The sequence below is a fragment of the Bacillus sp. FSL M7-0003 genome (assembly GCF_038628485.1).
In the GTDB taxonomy this organism is placed as follows: domain Bacteria; phylum Bacillota; class Bacilli; order Bacillales; family Bacillaceae; genus Bacillus; species Bacillus safensis.
Genome location: NZ_CP152024.1, coordinates 3,246,748 through 3,271,584 on the forward strand (window position 1 = coordinate 3,246,748; position 24,837 = coordinate 3,271,584).

Genomic DNA, 24,837 nt, shown 5'->3' on the forward strand with positions numbered 1-24,837 from the left:
GTACCGGTTTCAAATCAGTTGAAAAAGAGAGAGCATGCACGTATGTATACTCTTCTCTGCCTATCATTTATAAAGATTTCCTTACTATGATTTCTCCATCAAGCTGAATCGTTTGGGGCGCACTTTCATCCCCTTCTAGCCGCGTCTTGATTTTTTGCATGGCTGCTTTCCCCATTTCATGAGATGGCTGGGCGACCGTTGTGATTCCAGGTCCAATCAGCTTATACCATTCTGTATCATCAAACCCTGCAATGCCTATCTCTTTAGGAATCTTCACCCCAAGCTCTACAAGTTCACTAATCAGCTTCAGCATGAGTAATCCATTACCGGCTAAAATCGCTTTTTTCTGTTCGTTTGATTGTAAAAAACGGACAATCTCTTCGCGCATTTGTTCCTTTTGCTTTAAATCAATTTCTGCAATGATCGGTTTCTTATGTTTACTCAAAACTGTTTGTTCATATGCTTCCTTTCGTTCTTCACGAGGGCTGATTCCATCGACAGGCTCAGTAAAGAAAGCGATGTGATCATAGCCTTTCTCATACATTTTTTGAAGCAGACGGATGGTGATATCACGGTTGTTCGTGGTCACTGTGTCGACTTTCAGTTCAGGCAGCTTCCGGTCTACAAGAACAATCGGTACACCGTTTTTCTTAAAATCCTCCAGAATGTCATTGTTCTGTCCTGTCGTATTGATGATGAGCCCTTCAATATAATGTGCATTCAGCTTTAGGAGCATTTCTCGTTCTTTTTCTGGACGATTATCTGTGTTACACACCATGATGCTGTATCCATATTCATCACAAATCTCTTCGACCCCGCGAAGTGTTGCCACAGAGAATGGATTCGTAATGTCGGCTACAATAAACCCAATGACCTTGCTTTTTCTGACTTTCAATCCTTGAGCGAGCTGACTCGGACGATAATGGAGTTCCTCAATGGCTTTCTTGATTTTTTTTACCTTTTCTGAAGAAATTTCATTTGTTCTGCCATTGATATATCTGGATACAGTTGATTTTGAGACCCCTGCATAAGCTGCAACTTCATTAATGGTGACTTTCGTTTGCTTTTTCTCTTTCATTCAAAAAAACTCCCACAATTGATCTTCTCATTTGGTTCGAAACCGATTTCAAATAAACTTAAAAAGAGCATATCATAATTGAACGCATTTCAGAAGATTTTTTTGCATGATGATAGAAAGAATTTGTCTAATCAGAGGAAAAGAAAGCGATTTCAAAATAACGGTTGACGACGCTCTCCTTTTCCTCTAAAATTTTCCTTGAAACCGATACCAAATAAATATCAATATTTGTTTCATATGGAAAGGGAGGCTTATCCAAATGGAAAATCGTTATGCTGTACATCCTGAGCAGGTCAAACGTTTTACAACAGAGGAACTTCGTCGTCATTTTCATATTCCTACGCTGTTTGTCAGTGGTGAATTAAAGCTCTATTACTCGCATGAGGACCGCGTGGTGATTGGCGGAGCGATGCCGGCAGCAGAGCCCATCACACTAGATGCCGGAGACTTTTTACGGACGGAGTATTTTCTTGAAAGACGAGAAATCGGGATTGTGAATGTCGGCGGACAAGGAACGGTCACTGTTGATGGTGAGGCCTTTGTGCTGGAGCATAAAGATTTCTTATATATTGGCCTTGGTCACGAAGATGTACAGTTCGCTAGTTCATCAGGCGAGCAGGCCAAGTTCTATTTAGTATCAGCCACGGCTCACAGGGCGTACCCTACGCAAAAAGCAGCCATCGCTGAATTAACACCAAACCACTTAGGGGAAGCAGCTGCTTCCAACGTACGAAACCTGTATCAAGTCATCCATGCAGACGGCATCCAAAGCTGTCAGCTCATGATGGGCATCACTCAGCTTGAAACCAATAACACATGGAACACGATGCCCGCTCATATTCATGATCGCCGGATGGAAGTGTACTTATATCTTGATATCGAAGAGGATGCACGGGTCTTTCATTTTATGGGGGAGCCATCTGAAACGAGACATCTTGTGGTGGCAAATGAGGAAGCAGTCATTTCACCTGCCTGGTCTATTCATTCAGGCTCAGGTACAGCGAATTATTCATTTATTTGGGCAATGGCAGGCGAAAACTATACGTTCAAAGATATGGACTTTGTCCCAATGGATCAGCTGAGGTAACGAGGGTGATGACAACTTCATATGCAGCGTCCCTCTTCTCCCTTGAAGGAAAAACAGCCCTTGTGACAGGTCCTGGAACCGGCATTGGGCAAGGCATTGCCGTGGCGCTTGCCAAATCAGGTGCAGATATTATCGGTACGTACCATCACACACCGCTTGAAGAAACAAAGGCGCTAGTCGAACAGGCAGGCCGATCATTTCATGCGGTTCAGGTTGACTTTTCTAATCCTCAATCTGCAAAGCAGGCTGTCGATGCCATATTAAAGAAGCATACGATTGATATTTTAATCAATAATGCTGGAACCATTAAAAGAGAGCAGGCGGCTCACTATTCAGAGGAAGATTGGCATACGGTCATGGATGTGAATATCAACAGTCTCTTTTTCCTCACGCAAAAGGTTGGACAGCAGATGCTGAAAAATGGGCAAGGGAAAATCGTCAATATCGCCTCCCTTCTATCGTTTCAAGGCGGCGTCTTTGTCCCTGCTTATACAGCAAGTAAGCATGCTGTCGCTGGGCTGACGAAAGCTTTTGCCAACGAATGGGCGAGACAGCATATTCAAGTGAATGCGATTGCGCCTGGGTATTTTGCGACCAATAACACACAAGCCATTCGTGACGATGAAAATCGAAATGAAGAGATTCTGAAACGAATTCCCGCCGGGCGCTGGGGAAAGCCTGAGGATCTAGCCGGTGCTGCTGTTTTCCTTAGCTCACCAGCTTCTGATTATATGAACGGCCACATTTTAGCTGTTGATGGCGGATGGCTTGCAAGATAAACATACGAGAGAATTCCTATCCGGGATTCTCTTTTTTCTATTTGTATAATTCTCCACCTTCCGAGTCACTCTATAAAAAACATGTGATGAGGGTGAGGTATTATGAAAAGTCGTATTGAACAAGATATAGCGTCCGTCATTAAGCGTGTCAAAAGCTTTGCCGGAAGAAGTGATGATATCGTGTTCCACTCTTTTTCATTTGGTCCTTCCACTATTTCTGCATGTCTCGTGTACGTTGAAGGACTCACAGAATTTGAGATGCTTTCTAAGCAAATCATTTCACCAATGCAAAAGGAACTGGACATCACTGAGGTTGGTTCTACTACACTTCCCTCCCTTTCAAAAACGTTCTTTGGCATTCAAAATGATGTGCTGGATGATATGAACCTTGCCATCGAGCAGTTATATAGCGGCAAGGCTATTTTATTTGTAGATGGAGCTGCTCAAGTGCTTGCGCTCCATACAAATCTTTTTCAATTTAGGGAAGTAGAAGAGCCGCAATCTGAAGTTCTTGTAAGAGGACCGAGGATCGGATTTATTGAGAATCTTGAAAAAAACACGGCTTTACTCCGTGAACGGGCAAACGACCCTAATCTTGTGATTCAAAAGGTGAGTATCGGTACTCGCAATAAAAAATCCGCTGCTCTTGTGTATGTTCGTGATATTGCTGATCCTAAACTAGTAGAAGATGTTCTATCACGCATGGCCGAAATCAAAATGGATGACATCCCCGAAACCGGCTATATTGAACAGTTGATTGAGGACAGTCACATCTCCATTTTTCCACAGATTCAAAACACAGAACGTCCTGACCGGGTGATTGCATCTGTGCTTGAAGGCAAAGTCTCGATTTTGCTCGATGGGACTCCTTTTGCCCTCATTTTACCTATGACACTTACAGCTTTAATGCAATCTCCGGAGGATTATTATCAGAGGTGGACAAGCGCGACTCTTTTACGTTTACTTCGTTATATTGCCGTGCTGCTCACGATTTTTTTACCCGGGCTTTACATTGCACTTGTCTCTTATCATCCCGGTTTATTACCGACAAGAATGGCACTCACCATCGCAGGCAGCAGGCAGAATGTTCCTTTCCCTCCTGTTGTCGAAGCCATTCTCATGTCTTTTACGATAGAACTGCTGCGGGAAGCTGGACTACGGCTTCCAAGAGCCATCGGACAGACAATTGGGCTTATTGGCGGCGTAATTATTGGTCAGGCAGCTGTCCAAGCCAATATCGTCAGTGCCTTAATGGTGATTATTGTGTCACTGACCGCACTCGCTGATTTCACAGCACCGTCATATGACTTTAGTTTCCCGCTGCGTATTTTGCGGTTTATGGCCATTTTTAGTTCAGCATTGTTTGGATTATACGGCTTAATCATGTGCTATTTATTTGTGCTTTGTCACCTGATGCAGCTAAAGACCTTTGGTTTTGACTATTTCACACCAGTGCTTTCTTCACCGTTTTCAGATTTAAAGGATACGTACGTTCGTTTACCAATCGGGCTATTTAAATCCAGACCGAAAACAGCAAAAATAAAAAATCTCAAAAGACAAGGAGATTAAACGATGTACAGACCTGAAAAGCTATCATTGTTACAAGTCACCATTCTGTGCAGCTCTACAATGATAGGCGCTGGAATTTTAACCATTCCACGCAGTTCTGCCAATTCAGGATACCCTGATGGCTGGATCATTGTATTAATACAGGGCGTCATCTTTGCTTTCGTTGCTTTTTTGTTGGGCTGGATTGCCGAAAAGAATGCACCAGACACCATTTTCGAGTCAAATACAAAAGGAGCGGGCGCATTCTTTGGCACAATCTTTAATTTAATGCTGATCGCCTATTTACTAGGCATTGTCGGCTTTGAGGCACGTGTCCTTGGGGAAGTGGTTCAGTTTTTCCTGCTGCAATCGACTCCCATGACCGTGATTGTGATGATTTTTTTACTCGTGGCGATCTATCATTTGAAAAGCGGTATCTTTCCAGTCGTCAAAATGGTGACCTATATTTATCCGATCACCATGGTCATTTACATAGCGCTCATGCTGTTTTGTTTAAAAATATTTGATTTTGATTATTTGCGCCCTGTGATGGCGCATGGTTTTAAAGATTTTAGTAACCTGTTCTCTCAAACCTTTATTCAATTTACAGGGTTTGAAGTGATTTTGTTTGTCGTGCCACTCATTTATAAAGACAAGTGGTCGAAGGCGAAATGGGCTGCTGCCATTGGAGTTGGCATTACAACCCTCGTTTACTCACTCACACTTTTTATTGTAATCGGCTCCATGACAGTAGGAGAAACAAAATCTCTCACTTGGCCGACGGTTTCCCTCATTCAAGCGCTTGAACTTGAAGGGGTGTTTATCGAACGATTTGATATATTCTTACTGACAATTTGGACGTGCCAGCAGTTCATTTGTATGCTGGGCTTTTTCCAGTTTGCGATTAAAGGCTGCTTCACCGTTTTTAAAACAACCAATATAACGAGACTGTTATGGCTGCTATTTTTGATTACATCAGCACTCTCACTTTTCCCTAAAAATATCAATGAAGTCTTTTACTACTCTACTTTACTCGGCTACGCATTGTTCGCGGTATTAGCCATTCCTTTTATTACAGCTATCCTGCTGATGATACGCAAAAAATGGGGAGGTCGTTCTACATGAAAGCCAGGCGTATACTGTTATTCTTTTTTTCCTGCTGTCTTTTTCTTCTATCAGCTGGCTGCTGGGACTTAAAGGATATTGAAAAACTATCGTTTGTACGCGGTGTTGGCATTGATGAACAAGATGAGAATGGAGTTAAGCTAACCTACCAAAACCTTGTACCAAAAATAAGCGGAACACAAGAAGCCGATTCTCCTGGCTATGTGAATGTTGTCTCGAAGGGAAAGAATGTGCTTGAGGCTGTCAGTAATGTCGCTTTGAAGGACCCGCCGATCTATAGTGATCACCTGAAAATCTTCTTGTTTGGCAGAAATCAAGCGGAGCATCACGATATTCAAGGAACACTTAATCATTTTATTCGAGATGATGAGGTTCGGCGCAGCAGCTATCTCCTCGTGTCACGAGATGATGCGTCAAAAGTGGTCAATCAAAAGTTAAAGTCTCAACAGAAGGTACCGGTTGAGCATATCTTTGAAACATCCAAAAACCAAAGCTTTAACGGAAAGATCGCACCGCCAACACGTATTGGCCGGGCGTCTGATTACTTTCAGATGGGTGTTAGCTTCCTTGTGCAAAGTGTAGATGTGATCGACAGTGAAATTATTTATGATGGGGCAGGAATCATAAATGGGAAAACGCGAAAGCTGATTGGTTTTATCCCAGCAAAAGATGTCCAATCTTTAAACTGGGTAATGGGCCGTATCACTGGCGGCGTCGTACCTGCCACCTACAAAGGTTATCCGATAACGTATGAAATAAAAAAAGCTAAAACGAAGGTTGAGCCCTATCTGAAAGATGGAAAGGTATCCTTTAAAATTAGCGTACAAACAAATGGAAAATTGTCTGAGGATCAAAATCCTCCTGAAAACTCATTCGATGAGCAGTACATCAAACGATTTGAGCGTATCTTTGCACATAAAATTAAAGAACATATTCAAAAAGCGGTTCATCATGTGCAAAAAGAAGTGGGAGTTGATCCTATATTTTTTAACCAACAGTTCCGTATGAAATATCCTGACTATTGGGATCAGCATGGTACCGAGTGGGATAGACTATTCCAAGAAGCAGCCATCGATTACGATGTAAAAGTCAGCATCTTGAACTTTGGAGCAGAAGGCGCAACAAAAAGCTTCAAATGGTAATGCCAAAAGGCGGTTATCCCAATGAGAGGCCGCCTTTTTTACGTACGACAATGAGAAGCTGATACAAAGTCACTTGGTCAGATAACGCTTTTGTTTCAAATCCAAGTGACGCCCCTATCCTTGCTACTTCGTCAAAAAACAATTGGACGTTTTGATCAATCTGTACATTGATCCGCTGCTCGATCACGCGTTCAAATAATTTGTCTGGGAAAAGCGCACGCATGGTGTTTGGTGTGAAGAACCGTATATGGGTTCGGTCTAAGATTCCTACATCTTGATACGTAAAATCACCTGTCATCAAAGGAAGAAGCACCTCTGCATGCATCATGTTAGGCAGGCAGCAAATGATGACACCGCCTGGCTTTAAAGAGGCGTGCGCTTGCTCAATGATGTGCCAAGGATCTGCCACATGCTCTAAAACATCCGAAAAAATGACCGCATCAAAAAAGGCCTCTTTTTCTGACCATGGGTATTCATCTGCATTTGCCTCGATGACTTCTTCATAATACGCCTTTGCGACCGCTGCTTTTAACGTATCCGCCTCTACCCCGTACATGTGTACAGACTGACGATTCATTAGTTCAAGCCCAGTAGCCCCTGCGCCGCACCCAACATCCAGCACGTGTGCAGCGTCCTCAGGGAGTAATTCCACAAAATACGGATGAGGAGTGATCAAATTTAGATCTATGCCCCACTTATCTAAAAATCGAAGTCTATTCTCAGTAAACAGTGTAGAGATGTTTGTTTCTTGATTGGCATTAAAGGTAGCATGACCATGATGATGCACAAAGGAATCATGCACAATTTGCAGCTGATATCCTTTTAGTAATGAACGCAAACATAGATCATCATCCTCAAATGATCCATATACAAACCGCTCATCAAATAATCCCACATCCTCGATCAGCTTTCTTTTCACGAGCAAGCAAAACCCTACAAGCCGGTGCACATAAGTTCTCTTACCTTTTCTCTTAGACGTATACTCCTTAGCAAAGGCTGGGAGCTCCTTCACATCTGTATACGATGGCTGGACCATCTGAGGGCCGCTCACATAATTAGAGACGGGTCCCACCATCCCAATTCGTTCTGAAGCGAATAGCGCCTCTTTTAATGGAGGCAGCCAATTTTCCGTCACGATCGTGTCATTATTTAAAAAGAGAATGCTGTCTCCTGAAGCTTTTTTTGCCCCTTGATTACATCCCTTTGCAAAACCTTCATTCTCTTCATTATCAATGAAAATCACATCATCCAGCTCTCTTACATATTCCTTCGTGCCGTCAGTTGACGCATTATCGACGATGATGAGTTCATATTGGTCACTATTCGTTTGCTGTTTCATGCTATCGATACATGTTTTCGTCAAATGCAGTTCATTGTACGTCAGCATGACAATGCTTGTTTTCCCTTTCATCTCATTTCCACCTTTCTCCCGCCTGTTCCATATGTATGTGATAGGCAGCACGTTCAGAAGATGAGGGAATGTCCTTTCTTGATTAAACGTTTGTTTAACATAGAAAAACCAGCTGCACACGGCAGCTGGCCATTGTTCATACCGTTTTTCCTTCGCCACTTGCGACGGCACCATTTCTCTTTTTTAAATCTTCTTCAATTTCTTCAAGACTTTTCCCCTTCGTTTCGGTCACCAAGTATTTCACAAATAAGAAGGCGCCTACGCCAATGACCGCATAGATGAGGAAAAGATTACTGATACCAATCGCGCTTAATAAAGCTGGGAATGTCAGCGAGATGATTAAATTTCCTGTATGAAGAAGGAAGGTCGAGACGCCTGTACCGATTCCCCGGACGTGTACTGGGAACAGCTCTGGGAGCATCACCCAAACGACTGGCCCCCAGCTGACAGCAAAGATGACGATAAAGAGACCTAAACAAATAACGGTTGTCCATCCTGCAGCTGTTGATCCTTCAAAAAATCGGTTGACCACTGACAGAACAATTAAACTAAGGACCATTCCTGCATTCCCAAATAGGAGCAGCGCTTTACGCCCTACACGGTCAATGATTTTAATGGCAACAAACGTCATGATGACATTCACTGCACCAATTCCGACAGTTCCTAAAATCGCTGCTGAATTCCCAAAGCCAACACTTGTGAATGTTTTTGGTGCATAGTAAATGATCGTATTTGTACCGATAAACTGCTGCAGAAAAGCAAGGCCGACACCGGCAATCAATGCTGGGCGTACCCATGGCTCAAATAATTCTTTAAAACCGCCTTTCTCTTCACTTTCCGCCTTTTGAATATCTGAAATTTCTTCTTCCACTTCTTGCTGACTTTTTCTGAGTTTAGATAATATCTCCTTCGCACGGTCAGCCTGTCCGTGGACAAACAGCCAACGGGGACTTTCCGGCATAAACAAAATCCCGAATAATAATAGAACAGAAGGAACAACCGCAATTCCAAGCATCAAGCGCCATGCCTCTGCATCCGCTAAAGCGTAGTTCACAATATAGGCAAGAAGAATACCAAATGTGATCATGAGCTGGTTTAAAGAGGACAGTGCCCCTCGTGATTCCTTTGGCGCAAGTTCAGATAAATATAATGGAACAATCGTTGTCGAGCACCCGACAGCAAGCCCTAGTACAATTCGGAATAAGACCATCACTTCTGTATTCGGTGCAAGAGCTGTACCAAATCCGCCGATAATAAACAAAATAGCTGCGGCGATGATGGCTTTTTTCCGCCCAAATTGGTCTGTCAGCTTTCCAGAAAGAGAGGATCCAAGCATCGCCCCGATTAAAATCGAGCTGACGACAAGCCCCTCCGTAAACGCGTTTAAACCTAAATCCTCTTTCATAAATAAGATGGCGCCAGAGATGACACCTGTATCATAGCCATATAAAGCACCGCCAAGGGCGCCGAAGAAATAAAGCCATCCATTCCGATTTTTCATTTACATAACCCCACTTTTGTCTCTGTACTCTTATGAAAAGTCATTTTCCTCACTTCCTGTCATTTCAAACATTTCGATGTTTTATGACAAATATATTTCATTTGTGTATCTTTGAAACTTTTTACGAGAAGAAAACGTCAATTAAGCGTTAGTGAAAAAAATGTCGCACTATATCCCGTTTTAAGGTATATTTGTTTTAGTTTGTAAGCAGAAAGAAGGACATCTTTACTATAAAATCATAGCGAGGGTTTAAAATATATGGATCAATCACGAAGTAAACGCAAAGGAAAAAAGCGTTTAAAACCATGGGTGAAAGTCACTCTTTTTATCATTAGTATTCTTTTACTGACAACTGCTTCAGTTACAGGCTATGCCTACTATAAAATAACAAATGCTGCCAAAAAGGCTCAAGTATCTCTTGATCGCGGCGCACAATCTGTGAAACGAATTGAAGCATTCGATCCAGGAAAAGACAGTTTTTCTGTCTTGCTGCTTGGAATTGACAGCAGACCGGGCGAAACAGTGAAACAAGCACGAAGTGACGCAATGGTGTTGGCAACCATTAACCGCACAAATAAAACCGTTAAATTATTAAGCATTCCTAGGGACTCATACGTTAATATTCCAGGTCACGGTTTTGATAAAATTACTCACGCACACGCATTTGGCGGTGCAGATTTAACAGTGAGCACAGTTGAAGATTTACTAGATATTCCGGTCGATTTTGTCATCCAAAGTAATTTCGTAGCGTTTAAAGAAATCGTCAACGAATTAAACGGTGTTCCTATTAACATCAAGGATGAGTATCTTGTGAAACAGATTAAAAAGGATACAAAAGGCAAGGTTGTGCTTCAAACTGGAACTCATACACTAGATGGTGATCAAGCGCTCGCATATGTGAGAACGAGAAAAGCAGATAGTGACTTAATGCGTGGACAGCGACAAATGGAAGTGTTAAAAGCCATTTTTGATAAATCAAAATCATTAACATCTATTCCGTCATACGACAATATCATTGATACACTCGGTGATAATGTGTCAACCACCCTTTCAATGAAGGAGTTAGTCGGTCTTTTCCCGCTTCTGACCTCATTAAAATCGGTTGATACCATTCAGCTTAAAGGATCTGATTACCAGCCAAACGGCGTTTATTATTTCCAATTGGATCAAAACCAGCTGAACGAAGTGAAAACTGAATTGAAGAAGCAGCTTGAATTAACATAAATAAAAGCGTCCCTAAGGGGCGCTTTTAGATTGTTGACAAAGGGCTAAAATGATCTTGATTTTAGCCCTTTGTCTTCTTTTCAGCGTGATAGAAAACCTTTGCAATCTAGGAAGGGCGAGCACCGGAACAGAGCGAATTTGAGATTCGTGAGTACCGGAGCGCAGACCTGACACGGAGTGCGAGGGTTTGTCTACACGCTGGAAGCGTCCCTAAGGGGCGCTTTTTCTTATTTCCTTGATCATTCACTCATTTTTGTTTAGCCTTGATAGAGAGGAATCAACCTTCCTTTTTTATGAGAATGAAGAAAATCGTACATACTTTGAAGAGGCTATTGCATGAATGAAGGAGGATTTGACAGCGATGAAAAAAATGATTGCGATTGATTTAGACGGTACACTCTTAAATACAAAAAGTGAAATATCCGCTCAAAACCGTGAGGCATTGATTCGTGCAAAGGAAGCTGGATATATTGTGACCATCTGTACAGGGCGTGCAACTTTTGATGTAAAGGAGCTGCTTGGTGATTTGGATATCCCCATTATTGCGGCAAACGGCGGGACTGTCCATACAGAAGGATACGAGCTCTTCAGCCGTATCACATTGGACCAAGAAGCGGGCAAGCGGGCTGCAAAGGCATTAGTGGAACGAAACATTTACTTTGAAGTCTATACAGATGATGCTCTCCTCTCTCCTTTTGATGGAAAAGAGAAGCTGAAAGCAGAATTTGATCTGATCAAAAGCGCAAACCCAAATGAGGATCTCGCTGATCTATGGGAAGGAGCCATGACGCAATTTAAACAATTTGGCATCAAACCAGTAGATGATATCCGTGAGATTTTTGAGTCGAACGAACCGACCTATAAATTACTCTGCTTCTCTTTTGATATGAACAAACTGAACGAAGCACGAAATCTTCTGGCAGACATGCCCGAGCTTTCATTGACCTCGTCTGGAAAACATATTATTGAGGTGCTGCCAAAAGAGTCTGGAAAAGGACATGCCCTGAAAAAGCTCGCAGCCCATTATGGTGTAGAACGCTCACATATTTATGCAATTGGTGACAGCCCAAACGACCTTTCTATGTTTGAAGAAGCAGGCCACCGCATTGCAATGGGGAATGCTGTTGATGTCATTAAAGAAAAGAGCACCTTCATCACAAAAGGAAATCATGAAGACGGTGTCGCTTATTTTATTGATCTTCTTTTACAAAATCAATTCCATGAAAAAAAGACGCTTGTCTGATCAGCGCCTAGAGAGAAAACCAGAAGTCCGATACAAGTATTGATCGGGCTTTTTCTTTATTTTTTGATTCTAACAGCCGTTTCAAATTTGTCCTTCCAGTACGTACTTGTTTTCATATTGGTTAAGACAACACCGTTTGAGACAGTCACATGAATGACTTGATTGGATCCTGCATATATCGCCGGCATCAATGATGTTCCGCTGAAGAAGACAAGATCTCCCGGCTGAAGCTCAGAACGTTTCACAGGTGTACCTGCTTTGACTTGACCTGATGCATAGCGGGGCAGCTCAATGCCAAGCACTTCTTGATACACGTACTGCGTGAACCCTGCTGTATCAAATCCTTCCTTTGGGTTCGTACCGCCTTTGACATAAGGGACTTCACCAATATACGTAGCGGCTTTTGATACGATAGGGTCCTCTTTCGCAAGCTCCAGATCTGTTAACCGTTTCGCACCTGTCCATTTTTCGCGCCAATACGATTCAGACAAATAAGAAATTGTCACACTTTCAGAACGGCTCGCATGAATAAAGCGGTCGCCTCCAATATACATACCTACATGAGAAATTCCGGGCTTATATGTGTTGCTAAAAAAGACAAAATCCCCAGGGCGGATATCGTCTAATGCGACTTTTTCTCCAACGATCCACTGCTGTTCAGCACTTCGAGGTAAATAAATCCCAAGCGATTTTTCAAATAAATACTGTAAAAATCCTGAGCAGTCGAATCCAGTCTTTGGATCTGCTCCTCCAAATTCATAAGGAATTCCTAAATAGGTCAGCGCATCTTTCACAAGAGGATCATCAGAAATTTCTTGCGTGCCGGGCAGGCGTTTGACCGCATAAAATCGGTCTGTCCAATATTTGCTTTTGCTGACATCTGTTTTCACCACATCTTGACTAAGCGTGATGTGGATGACCTGATTGTTCCCAGCGTACAACGCCACATGTGTTGGGATATCCTTTGTTTCTTCAAGGCTTCGGAAATACACAAGGTCACCGGGCTGCGCTTTATCCCATGATACTTTTTTTCCAATCTGATATTGGTCGATTACCTTCCGCGGCAAATCAAATGTTTCGGATGTCTTGTACACATATTGAATCAACCCAGATGCATCAAAGCCCGTTTTTGGATCGGTTCCTCCTTTATGATAAGGTGTTCCAATCAGCTTTTCCGCTTGCTCCAAAAGAGATAGTGTTTGAGCAGATACCGCTGATTGAGACATGAACATCAGCCCTACAAGCGCACACCCTCCTATCAATATTCCTTTCCATTTCATGATCTTTTCCCTCCAATCTTCTATAGTTTCGGCATGACACCTTTCATTTTACACCCTTTTTCGACAAAAAAAGAGCACGCGATGTGCGTGCCCTTTATCCTTTTTAGGTTATTTACCTGCTTCCGCTTTTGACTGCTTTTGCTGTTCAATTTTCTGCATTTCAACCGAAATCTTTTGTTTTTCGTGATCTGTCAGACTGTCACTAAATTTAAAAGCAGACATAAAGACAAAGACTAAAATTAACGCAACAAACGGCCAGCTTGCTTTTAGGAATTTCATTTCTTCTCTTTTCCTCCGTTTTCTTTTAAGTTTTTAACTTTATCAGCGTGATCTACTTCAAAGAAAATGTGTCCGTCTTTTTCTTTCCAATCCGCATTCGTTCCATTGGTCAGCATACGGATAATGGCTTTTGACTCTAGAGATCCTGCTTTTACTGGAGCAGGTGTTGCTTCTTTGATGTACATTGGGACAACTTCAAATGTCGCTTTTCCATCTTCATTCAGATGATACTGAACAAGTGCAGAATCACGTGTTCTTGACCAGCCTTGGTCAAAAATAAAGTTGCCTAGGCTATAGAAAATCGCTGTTCCGTTATAGACTTCCATTGGTTCAAGGACGTGCGGATGAGCACCGATAATGATATCAGCTCCGGCCTTAGACATCGCTCTTGCCAATTCTCTTTGTCTGTCGTTTACTTCATTGTTGTACTCCTGTCCCCAGTGAGCATGAACAACGACGAGATCTGCCTTTTCAGCAGCCTGCGAAATCATCGGAATAAAGATAGATGGATCGGCTGGCAGAATACCCGCCTGGCGATTCGTTGCTTTGAAATCTTTCCCATACACATCTGTAAAACCAAGTGTAGCAATTTTGACACCATTTACTTCTTTGTACGAAATGTTCTGCTTCGCATCTTGGAGGTTACGGCCTGCACCTGTATAATCCATGCCATTTTGTTCAAAGGCATTGATCGTGTTGTTCAGCCCTTTTTCACCATAGTCTGCCGCATGGTTATTCGCAAAGTTTAAGACAGAGAAATTTAAATCCTTCAACGCTTGGACAGAATCTTCATCTGTTTTTAAATGAATATTCTTTTGGGCTGCCTGTTCCTTATCTGATGCGACAGGATGCTCAAAGTTACCTGTCACATAATCTGACACATCAAAATATGGCTTGGCATAACGAAAGAGATGCTCTTTTCCATAGCGGTCTGTTACTTTCTCTACGTTTCTTCCAAACATAATGTCACCGACAAACGAAGCGGTCAGGATGTTTTCTGGATTCTTTTGTACAGTTGGCACTTGTGCTTTCCCGATAAACGTAAATAGAAATGTACAAGCAATGACGATCGGTAAAGCAATGAGTACGTGTTTATTCGTCTTTTTCTTTTGATTCTTTGTGATTTTCAGCAGCTTTTCCTGAAAGCTCAATTTTTTATTCATCATTGGACACACCTTATCTTAAAATAGATAGTAAACATACATGATGGCAAATGTTGCACCACTTAGAAGTAACGTGCTTCCAAGGGTAATCGTAAGACCTTGCTTTTGAATCGTATTTGCAATCAATCCAGGGACGATGATTCCGATTCCGCGGAATTCTGCTATTTCAAATGGGACCACTGGATAGAAGAAATCAAATATCAGCTTTAAGGCAATCCCTGTAATCAGCATCGCAGCAAACTTTCTGCGTCCGTATAAAATCATGAATTTTGATAAGCCAAAGCGAACGATCACATACGTAAGCAAGCTGACAGATAAGACGATTAAAATGAAGACTGGCTGGTTAAATACGAGTGCCAGATAACCCGGGACAACAAGTCCAGCTGGTACGATTCCTGTTTTTTCTGCAAAGATTAAACTAAGTAGAACACCTAAAATTAACGAGATATAAAGATCTGATCCGAACATTTTCTATATTTCCTCCTAGCTGACAAGCTGCTTAATTTTGTATTCTTGAATTTTTTCGATTAACGGTTCAGCGGCACCATGGATATTGCCGACTCCATAAACCACTCGATTATGAAGCTTTTTCTCAAGCATATTCATAATTTCTTCTGTAGATTGATATTCAAGGTTGTGTAAGTGGTCAGCCGGAATTTTCCCTTCCTCATATGCCTTCACAATTGGATCAGTTGTTTCACCAATTAAGACAAGATCACTTGCTTCAATATATGGAAGTACATCCTCCGCAAACTGGATCGTTCTATCTACCCGATCTGCACGGCAGTTCATAATAATAATCGGTTCATCTGTTGGATATCCAATTTCTTTCACACGCTTCCAAATGTTCAATGTAGATGCTGCGTCATTTGCCGCAAATCCATTTACAAAGTGTCCAGGTGTTTTCGCGTCCATTAATGGGAGAATTCTCATCGCTCCTGGATCAGGCGGCGCATTTAACATTCCTCTGAATGCCGTATCTTCATCAATCCCTAATGCTTGGGCAACCCCAAGTGCAAGTGAAGCATTATCTGGGAAAACCATGTACTCAAATTTCCGCAAAAACTCATCAGAAATCTTGGAATTATCCGCAACAATGACTTCTGTGTTGCGTTTTTTCGCAATCTCTTTAAAGAAATCTGTATATTCACTATCCGTAATAACCAAGTGTCCATTGTAAGGAATTGTCGCTGTAAAGGCTTCTGCTATTTCATCAAGTGTCGGCCCCATAACGTCCATATGGTCTTCAAGAACGTTTACGATCACGCCAATATTTGCTTGAAGCAGCTCTTCCTGAAAGATAATTTGGTAATCTGGATTTACCGCCATACATTCACTGACGATGGCATTTGCTCCTCTTTCAACTGTTTCTCTCATAACTTCTTTCTGCTCTCCGATATTCGGTCCTTGCGGTTTCCTTTTAATCGGTTTCTCCTCTGGCGTATCCCAATAAATCATTCTTGCATCCGTTCCCGTTGTTTTACCGACAGTTTTATAACCTGCCTCCATTAAGATACCGGTTGTCAATCTTGTGACGGTAGACTTTCCGCGAATACCATTAATATTGACGCGCACCGGCAGGGCATCGATATTTTTCTGATGACGCTTCTTTTCAATAAAGCCAATCCCTAACATGATGACACAGGCTATAACGATTAACCACATCGCTATCTACATCTCCTTTTTTTATGAGTGTGATATGTAAATTCAATCAACAGTATATCTGTTCAGCATAAAATCACAATCGGTATTATGTAACATAATCTTTCACTTCCTCGTATGCCAAATTCCTCTAATCAGAAGGCTTTTTTGCCTACCCATCCTTTAAATGAAAAGGCCAAAAGGCGGACAAAAATCAATCTGAATTTCTGCTGAATTCATGAGAAAGCGTTACCATCAATGATCCGAAAATCTTTTGTCCTTTTCTCCCTAAATTTTTTGACAATTATTAAGATGTATTTTGAATCAATGTTTTAAAGCCCGCTCTTCTCTATAACATCAGTCATATCAGCGCTTTAAATGAATAGTGCGTGTTTTAGAATATTTTATATTTTTGAACGAACAGGTTAGAAAGTCATTCTCATTGGTCAGATTGCTATGTGTTGGCCTATGACAAAGGTCACCTCTAAAAAAATCAAGTCATCTGCTTATTTTTAGGTCACGAAAAATTGGGATAAGATGTAAAATTTTGATCATTTAGGTGTACCTTCTCTTTACGAGATTCGCACCTTATGACCTAAACAATGAAACATTATTCATTTGTTTTTATCAAGATTCATCATTTCTTAACATTTTTAATGTGAATTTAGTTGAAAGTTGTCAGCTTATGTCATGCTTTCCCCAAAGGAGACGAATAAAATCCGCTTCTCCGCTTACACTATGGGTAAAAAATCTGTGAGAGGAGGCTAAAGATGCCAAACACCAATGAGCAGACACGCCTGCATTTTTTATCAGGCAGCTTCGAGGAAAAAATCCGTATCCTAAAAAAAACATTTCAGCAAAGCGGCGATTTTGAATATCGAGAGTTAATGGTGAATGAAACAAAATCTGTGCTGTTCTTTATTAAAACAAGAATTGATGAAGGCAAATTAAATGATTTCATTATCGGTAACTTATTAGGCTCTCCTGGAAAGCAGAATTATATAAAGTCTCTTAGCACACTTGAAACAGGCGACTTGACGCTGATCACAGACAGTATTATTGCGGGAAGTATTGCCTTTCTTGATGAAAACTCCTCGCAAATCAAGCTGTTTGCTGTCGGACAGCCGCCGCTGCGCTCTATTACTGAACCGTCTTCTGAAAGTATTATCGCGGGTGCACATGATGGTTTTGTTGAAAGTCTTGATACCAATATCTACTTACTGCGTTCGCATTTAAATGATCGGAAGCTTGCCATTCAATATCATAAGGTCGGTACAAAATCGGAAACAAAGCTTGCAACGGTTTATATATCTGATATTGCCAATCAAGAAAAGGTCGAAGAAGTCAACAGACGGATTTCTTCTATTAAAGTAGACACACTGATAAGTCCTGGCTCTATCGTTGAGGCAATTGAGGAAGATTCATATTCTATTTTCCCGCAGCTGATTGATACAGAACGTCCGGACAAGGTAAGATCTGCCATTCTTGAAGGCAGAATAGTCGTACTCATGGATGGCAGTCCAATGGCCATCATTCTGCCTATCACGTTCTTTAGTTTTTTTCAGTCGCCAGATGATTATAACAGCCGCTGGATTCCTGCTACGTTTATTCGTATTCTTCGTTATCTTGCCTGCATCATCGCAGTCATATTGCCATCTTTTTATATTGCTGTTATTGCGTTTCATTATGAGGTTGTCCCAGATGAACTAGCTATTACGATGAAGAACTCTATTATTGGCATTCCCTTTCCTCCATTGATTGAGGCTATGCTGATGGAGATCACAATTGAACTTATACGTGAGGCTGGGGTGCGTCTGCCTAAACCTATCGGGCAGACCATTGGCATCGTAGGAGGTTTGGTTATTGGGGATGCGGTTGTACAAGCAGGACTTATTTCGAATGTCCAAGTGATTGTAGTCGCTGTGACGGCTGTCGCTTCATTTGTACTTCCGTCGTTTGAAATGACGTCCACCATCAGGATGCTTCGTTTCCCGCTCATGTTTATGGCATCGATGTTTGGATTTATTGGCATTTCATTTGGGCTCGCCATTATTCTCATGAATTTATGCCGCCTAGAATCACTAGGGGTGCCATATTTATCACCTGTTGCTCCATTTAACTGGCAGGACTTAAAAGATACTGTGGTTCGACTCCCAATGTGGATGTACAAAAACCGCCCTGTTTATTTAAATCCGCAAAAGAACAAACAAATTGAACAACTGAGAGGGTGGAAAAAGAAAAATGAAAAATAAAATATCTCCACCTCAAGCTGTTTTTTTTATCATCCAATCTCAAATTGGTGTTGGTATTTTAGCGCTCCCCCATTTGCTAATGAAAGACATGGGACACGATGGCTGGATGGCAATAATTGTCGCGTGTTTTTTTATCCAAATCATCAATACCATTTTTCTTTATATCATCTACAAGTATCCAGAAACGTCATTTTTCCAAGCGCTGATTGAGGTCTTTGGAAAATGGATTGGACGCGCCTTGGTCGTGCTCTATACGGTATACTTTGCCTCGGTCTGCATCGTAGTCCTTTCTATATTCACAAGGATTCTTGGCATATGGGTGCTCCCGCTCACACCAAACTGGGTGATTAACCTATTACTGATGATATGCATTATCTATATCTCAAAGGAGCAAATTACAGCCATTGTCAGGTTTAACTTTATCTTAACTCCCTTTTTGCTTATGCTCTCTCTATTGATGTTCTATTCATTGAAAGGAACCAATATTGATTACCTTCTGCCTTTTTTCCAAACAGATATTTCTCAATTTCAGCTTGGATTGAAGGACGTGGTGCTGTCATTGAATGGATTTGAGATGATTTTAATCATCTCTCCACTGATGAAGGGCACCATTAAGGAACGATATAAAGTGATGACCATTTCAAATATATGCACGACGCTTTACTACCTATTTATTACATTAATTTGTTTTATGTTTTTCAGCCCAGCTGAGCTTGATGTTATCCCGAATCCTGTTTTGTATCTATTAAAAACCATTACATTCGGTGTCATTGAGCGCACGGATTTAATTTTTCTAAGCTTTTGGGTCTTTGTCATTTTAGCCACACTGAGTAATTATCTGTACTTTTGTGCAAATGGTGTGTCCAGTATGCTGAAGAAAAAAAATCACAAAAAATATGTCTACTATTTTGCCATTTTGATTTATGCTGCAAGCTGTTTTCTCTCAACTGATAACTTTAGAATACAGCGATTCAACGACTTCACTACCGCTGCACAATATTCATTTATTTACACACTTCCGATCATAATGGCCGTTATCATCTTGATCAAACACCGCAAAAAGAAGGTGAAATCATATGCATCATAAGTACATGTTGACGCTGCTTATGTGTGTTTCCCTCATTTTCATGCCTGGCTGCTGGGATCAAAACCTATTAAAAGACATCTCTCTTGTTTTAACTTCAGCCGTTGATCAAGGAGAAGATGACAATGCGAAATATTCAATTACCTATCGAAAGGTGCAGCAATCTCAAAGTATGCAGCAAGGGAATACTGGCAGTTATTTAACTACTGTTCTCACAACCGAGGCGCCTACTTTAAGAAAAGCAAGAAGCAACTTTAGCCGGAGTGTAGACCAAAAAATTGATTTGTCGAAAATGCGGGTGCTGCTAATCGGTGATGAATTTGCCCAAAACCGACTGCTCCCTTACTTAGATATGTTTTATCGCGATCCCAAAAGCCCTTTGCTCGCAAACTTGGCGGTGGTGCAAGGCGGGAGCTGTGTGGACTTAATCAATTCTCTGCTCAAGGAAAAACTGATTGTGAGCGACTATTTAAACAACCTGATCACTTCTGCATCACGCTCCTCACAAGTTGCACCTAAGAACATTCAAAACATCCGGTCCAAAATGCTGCAAACCGGCGAGGATTTCACACTGCCATTACTCTACTACGATAATTCAAAAAAGTTAACGAGTGTAAGGGGGGTCGCCTTATTTGATAATGAGAAAAAGAAAGGTGAACTTTATGCGCAGGATGCCATTCTGCTCACCATCATGGATGGAAAAATGGGCAGTTATGCAAACTTCACAAAAAAAGTAAGAAGTGATATGAAATCAAAGGAGAACAATTACATCAGCATTCAAGTTACCGATACAAAGAGAGACATTAAAATCGTCAATCCTGATCATCGAAACGTAACCTTCTCTCTTGAGTTTGAATTCAATACCTCTATTATTGAATATCCGAAAGATAATTTAGATACAGACAAGAAAATTAAAATGTTAAATAAAAAGCTGTCAGCTATTTTGACTAAAGACGCCGAAAGAGTCATTGCGGCCCTGCAAGAAGCAAATTCTGACGTCCTAAGCCTTGGCAGAAAATATAGGGTAAAACACTATGATGAATATATAAAAATGAACTGGGTCACCGATTATCCGAAGGTGAAAATCATTCCAAAAGTGAAAGTGAACATTACACAAACAGGTATTATTAGTTAAGAAAAGGAAGAAGCCTTCTTTCTTTTCTTTTTTTATTTTTTTTAGATTGTCATTTTGATGCTTTCGTGATAATCTATGTGTGTAAACGGTTACACATTTATGAAGGGAGGCTCTCCATTGGCTACAATTAAAGATGTTGCAAAAGCTGCACAAGTGTCTGTTGCCACTGTTTCACGCGTGCTCAATGATACTGGATATGTTCATTCAGATACGAAAACCCGCGTGACGCAAGCGATGCAGGAGTTGAACTACTTTCCCAATGAAGTGGCTAGATCCCTTTTCAAAAGAGAATCACGCTTAATCGGCTTAATCTTGCCTGATATCACAAACCCCTTCTTTCCTCAGCTTGCTAGAGGCGTTGAGGATGAGATTCATGCGCACGGTTTTCGGTTATTATTCGGAAACAGTGATGAAGATCGAGAGAAAGAAATGGCATACTTACAAACCTTTAAACAAAATCAAGTAGTCGGTGTCATCGCGGTCACAAATGAACCTGAATCAGATATATACAATGATGATGATCTACCTGTTGTGTTTTTAGATCGAACGGTTCCACATGCACCTTCTGTTTTTGCAGATGCTGCAGCTGGCGGGAAAATGGCGGCAATGGAATTAATCAGACGCGGCAGCCGGCAGATCACACTGTTAAAAGGACCTGCCCATCTGCAAACAGCGCGGCAGCGATTCAAAGGCGCACTCGATGTTCTCACGGAAACAGGTGTCGACTTTCATGTGATGTCTAATGCTTCCTTTTCCTTTCAAGAAGCCCGAAAAAGTGCCAAGGCCCTTTTCCAGCTGTACCCTGAAACAGATGGGATCATTGCCAGCAATGATATCGTTGCAACAGCGGTCATCCATGAAGCGCTTCGAATCGGAAAAGCGATTCCAGGAGACGTTCAAATCATTGGATTTGATGATATTCCGCAAAGTGAGTTGCTCTTCCCTTCCTTATCGACCATAAGGCAGCCCGCCTATGAGATGGGAAAAGAAGCGGCACAGCTGTTAATCAAAGCGATTCAGAAACAACCGATAGATCAACCAGTTATTCAAATGCCCGTCTCTTTTATTGAACGAGAGACCACAAGAAAGGTGGATTCACAATGAGTCTTATTGTTGTAGTAGGAAGCTGTTCAATGGATTTAGTCGTCACTTCAGATAAACGGCCAAATGCCGGTGAAACAGTTTTAGGCGAATCGTTTAAAACGGTCCCAGGCGGGAAAGGTGCCAATCAGGCAGTCGCAAGCGCCAGACTCGGTGCAGATGTATATATGGTCGGCCGAGTTGGTGATGACGCTTATGGCCATGATATTCTTAGCAATTTACAAGCACAAGGTGTCCGTACCTCATATATGAAACCGGTTACCGAAATGGAGAGCGGCACAGCTCATATCATTTTAGCAGAAGGTGATAACAGCATTGTTGTGGTCAAAGGGGCAAATGACGAGGTCACTCCTGACTATGTAAGTGATGCTCTTTCTACAATTGATGATATTGGGATGGTTCTCATCCAGCAGGAAATACCTGAAGAAACGGTCGAAGCGGTCTGTGCCATTTGCAGTGAAAAAGAAATCCCTGTCATTTTAAACCCTGCACCAGCCCGTAAAGTATCGAAGCAGGTTTTAGATCAGGCTGCTTACATTACACCGAATGAACATGAAGCTGTTCTGATGTTTGATGGTCTGCCAACCAGAGATGCCTTGCGTCAATACCCTAACAAATTATTAATCACAGAAGGAAAAAATGGGGTTCGATATTTTGATGGAACGAAAGACGTGTTGGTTCCAGGCGTTCCTGTCGAAACAGTCGATACAACAGGGGCTGGCGATACCTTTAACGGAGCCTTGGCTGTCGCTCTAACAGAAGGCAAATCCCTCTATGACGCACTTGCCTTTGCCAACCTTGCAGCATCAATGTCCGTCACAAAGTTTGGCGCACAAGGCGGCATGCCAACAAGAGAAGAATTGGAGAAAAAGAAATGAAAAAAAACGGCATCCTAAACAGCCATATCGCCAAGGTGCTTGCTGACCTTGGCCACACAGATACAATCGTCATCGCAGACTGTGGTCTCCCTATCCCAGAAGGTCCAGTCAAAATCGACCTGGCATTATCAATCGGCACACCATCCTTTCAGGAGGTCACCTCCCTCCTTCTTCAGGAAATGGCCGTTGAAAACATCACTGTAGCTAGTGAAATCAAAGAAGCCAATGAACGAGATCATTTATTTCTTAGGAAAGCGCTCTCAAAACCGTTACATGAAGTAGACCACGAGACGTTCAAAGACATGACCAAACAGGCAAAAGCAGTCATTCGAACGGGTGAAGCCACCCCATACGCAAACTGCATTCTTCATGCCGGTGTCATCTTTTAAAAGGAGGATCCAGATATGAACATAGAGATGCATAACATCCATAAGGCTTTTGGAAAAAACACCGTTCTCTCCGGGGTCTCCTTTGACCTCGTAACAGGTGAAGTCCACGCACTCATGGGTGAAAATGGTGCGGGAAAATCAACTTTAATGAATCTGCTTACAGGTCTTTATTCTTTAGATCAAGGAACGATACAAATCGACGGAAAAGAAACCGCTTTCAAAAATCCGAAGGAAGCGGAGCAGCACGGCATCGCCTTCATTCATCAGGAGCTCAACATATGGCCGGATATGACCGTCTTGGAGAACCTATTCATCGGGAAAGAAATCTATACGAAACTCGGACTGCTAGATACTAAGAAAATGAAGACCCTCGCCCAAACGCAGCTGGACCGTTTGTCTGTGAATCTCTCACTTGAACAAGAGGCAGGCAGCTGTTCTGTTGGACAAAAACAGATGATTGAGATTGCAAAAGCATTAATGACCGATGCAAAGGTCATCATCATGGATGAGCCGACAGCAGCTCTTACGGAACGGGAAATCGAGAAGCTCTTCCAGGTCATTGAATCTCTCAAAAAAGAAGGCGTTTCCATAGTCTATATTTCTCACCGTATGGAGGAAATCTTTGCAATCTGTGACCGGATTACGATCATGCGTGATGGGAAAACGGTCGATACGAAAGCCATACCTGAAACGAATTTCCATGAAGTCGTCAAAAAAATGGTCGGCCGTGAATTGACAGATCGATATCCTGAGCGAACGCCTTCTACAGGAGACATTGTCCTTGAGGTGAAACAAGCAACGAGAAAAGGACAATTTCAAGATATCAGCTTCTCAGTTAAAGCTGGAGAAATCGTCGGTGTGGCAGGCTTAATGGGTGCTGGCCGGACCGAAATGATGCGGTCGCTGTTTGGTCTTGACCCTCTTGATCAAGGAGAAATATGGGTTCATGGAAAAAAGGCTGTTATTAAAAAACCAAGTGATGCCGTCAAGCTCGGCATCGGCTTTATCACAGAGGATCGCAAGGATGAAGGATTGATGCTTGATGCATCCATCCGAGAAAACATCGGTCTGCCAAACTTAAAAAGCTTCTCTCCAAAGGGATTGATTGATAAGAAAACAGAACAGGATTTTGTCGACCTGCTCATTAAACGACTGACGATAAAAACGGCTTCCTCTGACATCTCTGCCCGAAGCCTGTCTGGTGGAAATCAGCAAAAAGTCGTCATCGCCAAATGGATTGGCATACAGCCGAAGGTCTTGATTTTAGATGAACCGACACGAGGAGTCGACGTCGGAGCGAAACGAGAAATCTATCAGTTAATGAATGAGCTGACCGATCGAGGCGTTGCCATTTTAATGGTCTCCTCTGAGCTCCCAGAGATACTCGGGATGAGCGACCGGGTGCTCGTCATTCATGAAGGAACCATCAGCGGAGAATTAGACAAAGCAGAAGCAACGCAGGAACGAATTATGACACTAGCTACAGGAGGGAAGTAA

The 24,837-nt window shown here is 42.0% G+C and carries 22 protein-coding genes; 14 read left to right on the forward strand and 8 right to left on the reverse strand.

The annotated features are described in order from the left end of the window. Nucleotides 1–67: 67 nt before the first annotated feature. Nucleotides 68–1,078: a LacI family DNA-binding transcriptional regulator gene (locus tag MHI23_RS16670; protein WP_135031347.1), complete on the reverse strand. Its 1,011-nt coding sequence runs from the start codon at nt 1,076–1,078 to the stop codon at nt 68–70. Between the two features lie 259 nt (nt 1,079–1,337). Here MHI23_RS16670 and kduI point away from each other — a divergent pair, with 259 nt between their 5' ends. The 5 genes from kduI (at nt 1,338) to MHI23_RS16695 (ending at nt 6,759) form a co-directional block, all read left to right on the forward strand. Continuing rightward, nucleotides 1,338–2,165, forward strand: a complete 828-nt coding sequence (kduI, locus tag MHI23_RS16675) for a 5-dehydro-4-deoxy-D-glucuronate isomerase (protein WP_041115552.1) — start codon at nt 1,338–1,340, stop codon at nt 2,163–2,165. A gap of 8 nt (nt 2,166–2,173) precedes the next feature. Next, the gene (kduD, locus tag MHI23_RS16680; protein ID WP_187470508.1) at nt 2,174–2,944 is read left to right on the forward strand and encodes a 2-dehydro-3-deoxy-D-gluconate 5-dehydrogenase KduD; all 771 of its coding nucleotides are present in this window, start codon (nt 2,174–2,176) and stop codon (nt 2,942–2,944) included. Between the two features lie 102 nt (nt 2,945–3,046). Then, complete coding sequence (locus MHI23_RS16685) at nt 3,047–4,513, forward strand: spore germination protein (protein WP_149126209.1); 1,467 nt, start codon at nt 3,047–3,049, stop codon at nt 4,511–4,513. Nucleotides 4,514–4,516: 3 nt separating this feature from the next. After that, nucleotides 4,517–5,617 (forward strand): GerAB/ArcD/ProY family transporter, encoded by a 1,101-nt coding sequence (locus tag MHI23_RS16690; RefSeq protein WP_342492109.1) that lies wholly within the window; start codon nt 4,517–4,519, stop codon nt 5,615–5,617. Beyond that, a complete protein-coding gene (locus MHI23_RS16695) occupies nt 5,614–6,759 on the forward strand; it encodes a Ger(x)C family spore germination protein (protein WP_041087951.1) in 1,146 nt (381 codons plus the stop codon). The genes MHI23_RS16690 and MHI23_RS16695 overlap by 4 nt, the downstream gene beginning before the upstream one ends. A gap of 13 nt (nt 6,760–6,772) precedes the next feature. Here MHI23_RS16695 and MHI23_RS16700 read toward each other — a convergent pair whose 3' ends face one another. Together MHI23_RS16700 and MHI23_RS16705 are read right to left on the reverse strand one after the other, a co-directional pair. Then, nucleotides 6,773–8,170, reverse strand: a complete 1,398-nt coding sequence (locus MHI23_RS16700) for a bifunctional glycosyltransferase family 2 protein/class I SAM-dependent methyltransferase (protein WP_056765615.1) — start codon at nt 8,168–8,170, stop codon at nt 6,773–6,775. 136 nt (nt 8,171–8,306) lie between these two features. Next, a complete protein-coding gene (locus MHI23_RS16705; RefSeq protein ID WP_056765614.1) occupies nt 8,307–9,671 on the reverse strand; it encodes a sugar porter family MFS transporter in 1,365 nt (454 codons plus the stop codon). A gap of 258 nt (nt 9,672–9,929) precedes the next feature. On the opposite strand from MHI23_RS16705, the gene MHI23_RS16710 reads away from it, so the two are divergent. Both MHI23_RS16710 and MHI23_RS16715 read left to right on the forward strand, forming a co-directional pair. Then, nucleotides 9,930–10,895, forward strand: a complete 966-nt coding sequence (locus tag MHI23_RS16710; RefSeq protein ID WP_024426297.1) for an LCP family protein — start codon at nt 9,930–9,932, stop codon at nt 10,893–10,895. Nucleotides 10,896–11,256: 361 nt separating this feature from the next. Beyond that, a complete protein-coding gene (locus MHI23_RS16715; protein ID WP_268479002.1) occupies nt 11,257–12,138 on the forward strand; it encodes a Cof-type HAD-IIB family hydrolase in 882 nt (293 codons plus the stop codon). A gap of 56 nt (nt 12,139–12,194) precedes the next feature. Here the strand turns inward: MHI23_RS16715 and MHI23_RS16720 are convergent, their stop codons facing one another. The 5 genes from MHI23_RS16720 to pgsB all read right to left on the reverse strand — a co-directional run bounded on the left by MHI23_RS16720 (nt 12,195) and on the right by pgsB (nt 16,525). Further along, complete coding sequence (locus MHI23_RS16720; RefSeq protein WP_342492110.1) at nt 12,195–13,418, reverse strand: C40 family peptidase; 1,224 nt, start codon at nt 13,416–13,418, stop codon at nt 12,195–12,197. A gap of 108 nt (nt 13,419–13,526) precedes the next feature. Then, entirely contained in the window at nt 13,527–13,697 is a 171-nt protein-coding gene (locus MHI23_RS16725; RefSeq protein WP_087976066.1) for a hypothetical protein, read from the reverse strand. Continuing rightward, nucleotides 13,694–14,860, reverse strand: coding sequence for a CapA family protein (locus tag MHI23_RS16730; RefSeq protein ID WP_024423669.1), 1,167 nt, complete (start codon nt 14,858–14,860; stop codon nt 13,694–13,696). The genes MHI23_RS16725 and MHI23_RS16730 overlap by 4 nt, the downstream gene beginning before the upstream one ends. A gap of 18 nt (nt 14,861–14,878) precedes the next feature. Continuing rightward, nucleotides 14,879–15,328, reverse strand: coding sequence for a poly-gamma-glutamate biosynthesis protein PgsC (gene pgsC / locus MHI23_RS16735; protein ID WP_024426301.1), 450 nt, complete (start codon nt 15,326–15,328; stop codon nt 14,879–14,881). A gap of 15 nt (nt 15,329–15,343) precedes the next feature. Beyond that, nucleotides 15,344–16,525 (reverse strand): poly-gamma-glutamate synthase PgsB, encoded by a 1,182-nt coding sequence (gene pgsB / locus MHI23_RS16740; RefSeq protein ID WP_024423670.1) that lies wholly within the window; start codon nt 16,523–16,525, stop codon nt 15,344–15,346. A 746-nt stretch (nt 16,526–17,271) separates the two neighbouring features. Between pgsB and MHI23_RS16745 the strand changes: the two genes are divergently transcribed. The 7 genes from MHI23_RS16745 (at nt 17,272) to MHI23_RS16775 (ending at nt 24,837) form a co-directional block, all read left to right on the forward strand. Beyond that, nucleotides 17,272–18,753 carry a spore germination protein gene (locus MHI23_RS16745; RefSeq protein WP_024426302.1) on the forward strand — a complete coding sequence of 494 codons (1,482 nt, stop codon included), beginning with the start codon at nt 17,272–17,274 and terminating at the stop codon, nt 18,751–18,753. Beyond that, nucleotides 18,743–19,840, forward strand: coding sequence for an endospore germination permease (locus MHI23_RS16750; protein ID WP_342492111.1), 1,098 nt, complete (start codon nt 18,743–18,745; stop codon nt 19,838–19,840). Before MHI23_RS16745 ends, MHI23_RS16750 begins: the two co-directional genes overlap by 11 nt. After that, a complete protein-coding gene (locus MHI23_RS16755) occupies nt 19,830–20,972 on the forward strand; it encodes a Ger(x)C family spore germination protein (protein ID WP_076840213.1) in 1,143 nt (380 codons plus the stop codon). The genes MHI23_RS16750 and MHI23_RS16755 overlap by 11 nt, the downstream gene beginning before the upstream one ends. Nucleotides 20,973–21,089: 117 nt before the next feature. Then, nucleotides 21,090–22,076 carry a LacI family DNA-binding transcriptional regulator gene (locus MHI23_RS16760; RefSeq protein ID WP_024423674.1) on the forward strand — a complete coding sequence of 329 codons (987 nt, stop codon included), beginning with the start codon at nt 21,090–21,092 and terminating at the stop codon, nt 22,074–22,076. Further along, complete coding sequence (rbsK, locus tag MHI23_RS16765; protein WP_342492112.1) at nt 22,073–22,951, forward strand: ribokinase; 879 nt, start codon at nt 22,073–22,075, stop codon at nt 22,949–22,951. Before MHI23_RS16760 ends, rbsK begins: the two co-directional genes overlap by 4 nt. Continuing rightward, complete coding sequence (gene rbsD / locus MHI23_RS16770; RefSeq protein ID WP_125585895.1) at nt 22,948–23,340, forward strand: D-ribose pyranase; 393 nt, start codon at nt 22,948–22,950, stop codon at nt 23,338–23,340. Before rbsK ends, rbsD begins: the two co-directional genes overlap by 4 nt. A 15-nt stretch (nt 23,341–23,355) precedes the next feature. Then, nucleotides 23,356–24,837, forward strand: a complete 1,482-nt coding sequence (locus MHI23_RS16775; protein WP_056765604.1) for a sugar ABC transporter ATP-binding protein — start codon at nt 23,356–23,358, stop codon at nt 24,835–24,837.